Genomic DNA, 8,042 nt, shown 5'->3' on the forward strand with positions numbered 1-8,042 from the left:
AGGACCTGCTGCAGACCGCGCTCGCCAAGACGTATGTCGCCTGGGAGCGTATCGAGGACCATCGCGCGCTCGACGGCTATGTGCGCCGGGCGCTGCTGAACACCCGGACGTCGCAGTGGCGCAAGCGCAAGGTGGACGAGTTCGCCTGCGAGGAGCTGCCCGAGCCGGACCCGGTGCACGCCGCCGACGACCCGGCCGAGCAGCAGGCGCTGCGCGACGCGATGTGGCGGGCGATCATGCGGCTGCCCGCGCGACAGCGCGCCATGGTCGTCCTGCGGTACTACGAGGACCTCAGCGAGGTCCAGACGGCCGAGGTGCTGGGCGTATCGGTGGGTACGGTGAAGTCGGCCGTGTCGCGAGCGCTCGGCAAGTTGCGGGACGACGCTGAGCTGGGGCTTGTCCGATCCTGATCCGAAACGTCATTTCGCGATACGTGATCGATCATCCGTTCCTCTAGTGACATACCGCGCGGTATGTGCGCAGAATCAGCACATCCGTTACCGCCGCGTAGGCAATGTCGCCCGGGAGGACGCCGTGCTGAGCACGATGCAGGACGTACCGCTGCTGATCTCGAGGATCCTGGCCCACGGATCGACGATCCACGGCACGTCACAGGTGACCACCTGGACCGGCGACGGCGAGCCGCACCGCCGTTCCTACGCGGAGATCGGCACCCGCGCGGCGCAGCTGGCGCACGCGCTGCGCGAGGACCTCGGGGTGTCCGGCGACGAGCGCGTGGCCACCCTCATGTGGAACAACGCCGAGCATGTCGAGGCGTACTTCGCGATCCCCTCCATGGGCGCGGTGCTCCACACCCTGAACCTCCGCCTCCCGCCCGAGCAGCTCGTGTGGATCGTCGACCACGCCGCCGACCGGGTGGTCCTGGTCAACGGTTCGCTGATCCCGCTGCTCGCCCCCCTGCTGCCGCACCTGAAGTCGCTCGAGCACGTCGTCGTGTCCGGAGCCGGGGACCGCTCCGCGCTGACCGACGCCGCGGCGCAGGCACAGGTGCGGGTGCACGAGTACGAGGACCTGATCGCCGGGAAGCCGACCGCCTACGACTGGCCCGAGCTGGACGAACGGGCCGCGGCCGCCATGTGCTACACCTCGGGCACGACCGGGGACCCCAAGGGCGTGGTCTACAGCCACCGTTCGATCTACCTGCACTCGATGCAGGTCAACATGGCCCAGTCGATGGGCCTGACCGAAGAGGACACCTCGCTGGTCGTGGTCCCCCAGTTCCACGTCAACGCCTGGGGCCTGCCGCACGCCACCTTCATGACCGGCGTCAACATGCTGATGCCGGACCGCTTCCTGCAGCCCGTGCCGCTCGCCGAGATGATCGAAAGCGAGCGTCCGACCCACGCCGCCGCCGTTCCCACCATCTGGCAGGGACTGCTGGCCGAACTGCTGGCCAAGCCGCGTGACGTCTCCTCCCTCACCCAGGTCACCATCGGCGGCTCGGCCTGTCCGCCCTCCCTGATGGAGGCGTTCGACGAACTCGGCATGCGGGTCTGCCACGCCTGGGGCATGACGGAGACCTCCCCCCTCGGCACCGTCGCCCGCCCGCCGGCCCACGCCGTGGGCACCGACGAGGAGTTCGCCTACCGTCTGACCCAGGGCCGCTTCCCGGCCGGTGTCGAGGCCCGGCTCACCGGCCCCGGCGGCGAACGACTTCCCTGGGACGGCGAGTCCGCGGGCGAGCTGGAGGTGCGCGGCCCCTGGATCGCCGGCGCCTACTACAACGGCACCGACGCCGAACCCCTGCGGCCCGCCGACAAGTTCAGTGAGGACGGCTGGCTGAAGACCGGCGACGTCGGCACGATCTCCTCCGACGGCTTCCTCACCCTCACCGACCGGGCCAAGGACGTCATCAAGTCCGGCGGCGAGTGGATCTCCTCCGTCGAGCTGGAGAACGCCCTGATGTCCCACCCGGACGTCGCCGAGGCCGCTGTCGTCGCGGTCCCGGACGACAAGTGGGGCGAGCGCCCGCTGGCCACGGTCGTCCTCAGGGAGGGCTCGACCGCCGACTTCGACACCCTGCGCGACTTCCTCGCCGGCGAGGGCAGGATCGCCAAGTGGCAGCTGCCCGAACGCTGGACGGTGATCGAGTCGGTGCCGAAGACGAGCGTCGGCAAGTTCGACAAGAAGGTGCTGCGCCGGCAGTACGCCGAGGGCACGCTGAACATCACCCGGCTCTGACCCGCTCCGATGCCCTCCGACGTGTTGTGACGTGTTGTGACGCGCCCCGCGTACGCCGGTCACCAGGCCGGCGTACGCGGGGCGCCGTCGTGTGCCCGGAGGCGCGGTTCCCTCGGTACGGACGCGGCGCGGCTCAGTTGGTGCCGATGCGGGCCAGCAGGTCGACGATTCTGTCCTGCACCTCGTCGCTCGTGGAGCGCTCCGCGAGGAACAGCACCGTCTCGCCGGAGGCCAGCCGCGGCAGGTCCCCCTGGTCGACGGTGGCGGTGTAGACGACGAGCGGCGTGCGGGTGAGCTGCCCGTTCGCCCGCAGCCAGTCCACGATCCCGGCCTGCTGACGGCGTACCTGCATCAGGTCCATCACCACCAGGTTCGGCCGGAACTGCCCCGCGAGCGTCACGGCGTCCGCGTCGCCGGCGGCCCGGGCCACCTGCATTCCCCGCCGTTCCAGCGTCCCGGTCAGCGCGAGCGCGATCTCCGCGTGCTCCTCGATCAGCAGCACCCGCGGCGGATGCTGCTCGCTGTCCCGCGGCGCGAGGGCCTTCAGCAGGACGGCGGGGTCGGCGCCGTAGGCGGCATCACGCGATGCCTGCCCCAGCCCGGCCGTGACGAGCACCGGCACCTCGGCGGCCACCGCCGCCGTCCGCAGCGACTGGAGCGCCGTACGGGTGATCGGCCCGGTCAGCGGGTCCACGAACAGCGCGGCGGGGAACGCCGCGATCTGGGCGTCGACCTCCTCGCGCGAGTGCACGATCACCGGCCGGTAGCCGCGGTCGCTCAACGCCTGCTGCGTGGCGGCGTCCGGCGCGGGCCACACCAGCAGCCGGCGCGGGTTGTCCAGGGGCTCCGGCGGCAGTTCGTCGTCCATCGGCTGCGGACGCGGAGGGTCCGCCACCTCGACGGCCCCACCCGGACCGTCCAGCGGCTCGGGTCCCTCGGCCGCGTCCGCGTCCGGCGCCCCTATCGCGTACGAGCGCCCGGTTCCCTCGGTCGTCGGCCCGAGCCGCGACTGACCCGGCTGACCAGGCTGCCCCGACTGGCCGGCGATCGAGTGCTGCGCCTGAGGCTGGGGCTGTGCCTGGGGCTGCGACGAGGGTTGCGGCGGGGACTGCTGGGGCGGTGGGCTCTGTGCGGGCACCTGGGGCCGTGCGGGTGCCTGGGCGCGGGCAGGGGCCTGGGTCGCTGCCTGGGCCTGCCGCTGAGTGAGGGCGGAGCCGGCCGTCGCGTGCGGGTGCGTGCCCTGCTCCTGGCCCGCGGCCGGGTCGGGGGGCGTACCGAGCTTGCGGCGGCGGCCCGAGCCGCCCGGCTGGTGCGGGGGAGGCGTGGCCGACGGCAGCGGCTGCTGGACCTGGGCGGCCTGCCGGGTGAACGGCACACCCTGCCCCAGCGTGCGCACGCTGAACGCACGCCCCTGGGTCGAGTTCGGGTCCACCGGAGCTGAGGGAGCTGAGGGAGCTGAGGGAGCTGAGGGAGCTGAGGGAGCCGACGGGACCGCCGGAGCCGAGGGAGCCACCGGAGCCGACGTCTCGACGGGGAGCGGCTGAGCGACCCGTTGCGGGGGTACCGCCGCGTTCTCGGGAGGCAGCGGGGTGGCCGGCGCGGGCATCGGCATCGGCATGCCGTTCGGCGGAACGGGAGCACCCTGCGGCGGTACGGGAGCTCCGGCGCCGGAGGCGTCACCGGCGGCGGGCCACGGCTGCTGCGCGGACGGAGTGCCCTGGGTCGGAGTCCCCTGGATCGGATTCCCCTGACCGGGCATGGCCTCGGCGGGCAGCGGCTGGGCCACGGAAGCGGGCTGTTCAGCCACCGGAGCGACGGGCTGAGCCTGCGCCTGCGCAGCGGGCGGCAGCACTGCCGACCGGGGCAACTGCTGTCCGGCAGGGGCCGGCTGAAGCTGATCGTGGGCCGCCGGTGCAGGTGCCGGCACCTGTGCCTGAGGCAGCTGTCCCTGCCCGGCCACGCCCTGCGGCGGAACGGCCGACGGAAGGGCCGTTCCCTGCGGCGGTACGGGAGCACCCTCCGGGACGGCCCCCGGCACCGGCGCCACCGGTACGGGAACCGGCTGAGCGGCACCTCCGGCCGCACCCCCCGGAACCTGGACCTGTGCCGGTGCCTGCACTTGGGTTTGGGCCCGGACCTGAGCGGCCTGCACCGGCGAAGGGGCCGTGCCCTGGGCGGCGGCCCGCCGGCGGCGGCCCGTCGGGGCGCTGGTGGGATGAGGCTGCGGAGGGGTGTGGTCGTCGGACTGGTCGTGCGGGACGGCGTCATGGCGCCCCCCGTCGATCAGCGCGTCACCGGCAGCGGCCGGTCCGGGCATCACCAAGGGCGCCGAGCCCTGCGCCTGGCCCTGTCCGACCGCACCGACCGCACCAACTGCACCGACCGCCTCGACGGCCTCGGCCTGTTCTTCCTGGTCCGCCTCGGCGGGCGGCAGGGCGAACACCGTACGGGGCGCGGCCTCCTGCGCCGCCGCCCGCTCGGTGGCCGCCGCCAGCGCACGCCGGCGCCGCCCGGTCGTCTGGGCCTGCTGCCCCTGCTCCTGCGTCTGGCCCTGTTGTCCCGAAGTCTGATCCCGGCCCTGTCCCTGGGAGGCACCGGCCGTTCCGTCCCCACTGCCCACCGCCGGCAGTGCGGGCGGCAGGGCGTGCTGCTCACCGGAAACCTGCCGGGCACGCTGCCCCCCCGCCGGGACGGGTACGCCCTGCGGCGGTACGGTCCCGCCCAGCCCGGTGTTCGAGGCGGCGGACCCCGCCGCGGACTCGGCGGCCGTGACAACGGCCCCCTCGGACACCCCGCCTCCGGAGCCGAGCGCACCGGTGACCGCACCCGGGGCGGCAGAGGCAGCGGCCTCCGCGCCCTCGGCAGGCCGTCCGCGCCGCCGTCCGGTCCCGCCGGACACCGCCACCGCGTCCTCACCGGACGCCTGAGCCGGAACCTGCACGGGCTCCGCGGCCACCGCGGCCGCCCGACGCCTGCGCCGTCCGGTGGGCGCCGCGGTCTCCGCACCGGCCCCGGCACCGTCGTCAGGCCCCGGCACCTCGCTCTCCAGGAAGGCGTCCACCGAGGAGCGCCGGGCCCTTCGCCGTCCGCCGCCGGAACCCTGCTGACCGCCCGCGGCAGCGGCGGCCTCCTCGGCCGGCACCGCTTCCGGCACTGATGCCTCGCCTGGTGCCCCACCTGTCGGCACTCCGGCGGGCAGTGCGAGCTGGGAGGTCGCCTGAGCTGCGGCGACGGCACCCGCACCGGCCCCGATGGGCACCTCGAGGACGAACGCGCTGCCGCTCATGCCCGGCACCTCGTGCGTCTGCAGCACACCTCCGTGCGCCCGTACGATCCCGCGCACGATCGGCTCGTGCACCGGATCGCCGCCGCTGTACGGTCCGCGCACCTCGATCCGTACGACCTCGCCGCGCTGTGCCGCCGCGACCACGACCGTGTTGTCCAGGTAACCGCCCACCGACACGGGACTGCTGCCGGTGGCGTCGACACCCGCGACATCCGCGACGAGGTGCGCGAGGGCGGTGGCGAGCAGCCGCGAGTCGACCTCGGCCTCGATGGGCGGCGCGTGCACGGCGAACTGGACCCGGCCCGGCCCGATGAGTTCCACGGCCCCGTCGACACCGGCGGCGACGACGGCGTCGAGCATCGCCTTCGTACGAGTGATGCCGCCCGTTCCGGCGTCGAGCCGCTGGAAGCCGAGGACGTTGTCGATGAGGGTGGTGATCCGGGAGTAGCCGGCCGACAGGTGGTGGAGCACCTGGTTGGCCTCCGGCCACAGCTGCCCGGCGTCGTCGGCGGCCAGTGCGGCCAGGTCGTGGCGCAGTTCCTCCAGCGGGCCCCGCAGCGACTGCCCGAGCAGGGTCAGCAACTGCTCGTGCCGGCCGGCGAGGGCCTCGAAGCGGTCCTTCTCCCGCTCGCCGAGCGCGGCGTACCGCTCCTCGTTCGCGGCGAGTTCCTCGGTGTGCGCCTCGCGCAGTTCCTCCAGCTCACGGACCTGCTCCTGGCGCAGGGCGGTGAGCTCGGAGGCGTGCTCCTCGGCGATCCGCTCCAGTTGCTCGGCGTGCTGCCGCTCGGCCTCTTCCTTCTCCTTGACGAGCGTGTCGTAGGGACGCCGGTCGGTGAAGGTCATGACGGCGCCGACGAGCTGGTCGCCGTCGCGCACCGGCGCGGTCGTCAGGTCGACCGACACCTTGTCGTTGCTCTTGGAGTACAGCACCTGGCCGCGTACCCGGTGCTTGCGTCCGGAGCGCAGGGTGTCGGCGAGCGGGGACTCGTCGTAGGGGAAGGGGGAGCCGTCGGCGCGTGAGTGGAGGACGAGGGTGTGCAGCTCCCGCCCGCCGAGGTCGCTGGCCCGGTAGCCCAGTATCTGGGCGGCGGCCGGGTTGACGAGGACGATCCGCCCGTCGGTGTCCGTCCCGACGACGCCCTCGGCGGCGGCCCGCAGGATCATCTCGGTCTGCCGTTGCGAACGCGCCAGCTCGGCCTCGGTGTCCACGGTGCCGGACAGATCGCGTACGACGAGCATCAGCAGTTCGTCGCCGGTGTAGCCGTAAGTGTCGTAGGCCTGCTGACCGGTCTCCAGATTCGCACTGGTGACCTCGACCGGGAACTCGACCCCGTCGGTCCGCCGGGCGACCATCCGCGTCGGCTTGGTACGGGCCCGCGGGTCGATGTGGTCGGGCCGGCGCATGGAGCCGGGGATGAGCTTGGAGTCGAACTCCGGCAACAGGTCGAGCAGCCCGCGCCCCACCAGAGCGGTGCCCGGAGTCTCGAAGGCCTCGAGGGCGATGGTGTTGGCGTTGACGACGGTCCCGTTGGCGTTGACCAGCAACAAGGCGTCGGGAAGCGCGTCCAGTATGGCTGCGAGGCGAGCAGTGCCTCGGGATGGCCTGCTGCTCACGAGACGCTTCCTTCCTGTTCCGCGACGTGCCGACCGGTCGGGCCGTCTTGTCGACCGGCCCTCAACGTGTCACCGGAGGGAGTCTAAGGGTTGGGGTTGCGCTCGCGACGCCGGATGAGACCGAGGTCGCACGTAACGTGACGGTGCTGTGACGCCGCCGCCGGCCGACACCGGTCGTGGCCCGCCCCGCCACGGCCGGAACCGTTGCGGGACCTCCACGCGGTCCCGGCCCCGCCCGGCCCACCCCCACTGTGCTGGTCGTACGCCCGTACGTCCTTGGGGTGAGGCGACGACGGGTCCGCCACGCGCCGTCGGAAGGACTTTGCTCTGCGGGCGTCGTGCCTAGTACCGTAGGGGGCGATTGGTGACACCACGCACGGCTGTGTCATCATCGGCACGCACCACTTGAACCGCGCTCGCGCGCGGAAGGTTGTGCACGGAGGCGTCGCCTAGTCCGGTCTATGGCGCCGCACTGCTAATGCGGTTTGGGCCTTAAAGCCCATCGAGGGTTCAAATCCCTCCGCCTCCGCACCGATTGCGAAGCCCCGGCCCACTCGGTCGGGGCTTCGCCGCATACCCGGCCTTCCGCCGCCGTTTCCGCAGGTCGCAAGGGGTGGGGCAAACGGATTTCACATGGCGGCGGCGGTCATGTAATGTTCTTCCTGTCGCCGCGAGCGAGCCCGCAAAGGGCCGGGAGCGGCGAGAAAACTGAAAAACAGGCACTCGTAGCTTAACGGATAGAGCATCTGACTACGGATCAGAAGGTTGCAGGTTCGAATCCTGCCGAGTGCACAGAGACGAGAGCCCCGCCGGTTGAACCGGCGGGGCTCTTTCCGTGTGAGAAGGGGACGGGCCGAGGTCCGGTCCCGTGGCTTCGCGCGTGAGCTCGCCCTGACGGTGGACCCTGCACGGGACGGGAGCGGGCGGGGTCGGGGTCGGG

General features: G+C 72.7%; 3 protein-coding genes and 2 tRNA genes. 4 read left to right on the top strand and 1 reads right to left on the bottom strand.

Translation table 11 applies throughout. The annotated features are described in order from the left end of the window. Both AOK11_RS31450 and AOK11_RS31455 read left to right on the top strand, forming a co-directional pair. The coding region (locus AOK11_RS31450) for a SigE family RNA polymerase sigma factor (RefSeq protein WP_055597097.1) at positions 1-410 on the top strand (410 nt) is incomplete at its 5' end. A 136-nt stretch (positions 411-546) separates the two neighbouring features. Continuing rightward, complete coding sequence (locus tag AOK11_RS31455) at positions 547-2,202, top strand: long-chain fatty acid--CoA ligase (protein WP_055597099.1); 1,656 nt, start codon at positions 547-549, stop codon at positions 2,200-2,202. A 133-nt stretch (positions 2,203-2,335) separates the two neighbouring features. Here the strand turns inward: AOK11_RS31455 and AOK11_RS31460 are convergent, their stop codons facing one another. Then, on the bottom strand, positions 2,336-7,102 hold the full coding sequence (locus AOK11_RS31460; protein WP_079035208.1) for a PAS domain-containing protein: 4,767 nt from the start codon (positions 7,100-7,102) through the stop codon (positions 2,336-2,338). Between the two features lie 438 nt (positions 7,103-7,540). Here AOK11_RS31460 and AOK11_RS31465 point away from each other — a divergent pair. After that, positions 7,541-7,631 (top strand) — tRNA-Ser (locus tag AOK11_RS31465). 190 nt (positions 7,632-7,821) lie between these two features. Beyond that, positions 7,822-7,894 (top strand) — tRNA-Arg (locus AOK11_RS31470). Positions 7,895-8,042 lie beyond the last annotated feature (148 nt).

Origin of the sequence: Streptomyces hirsutus, from assembly GCF_001418415.1 — a bacterium.
Taxonomy (GTDB): Bacteria; Actinomycetota; Actinomycetes; order Streptomycetales; family Streptomycetaceae; genus Streptomyces; species Streptomyces hirsutus.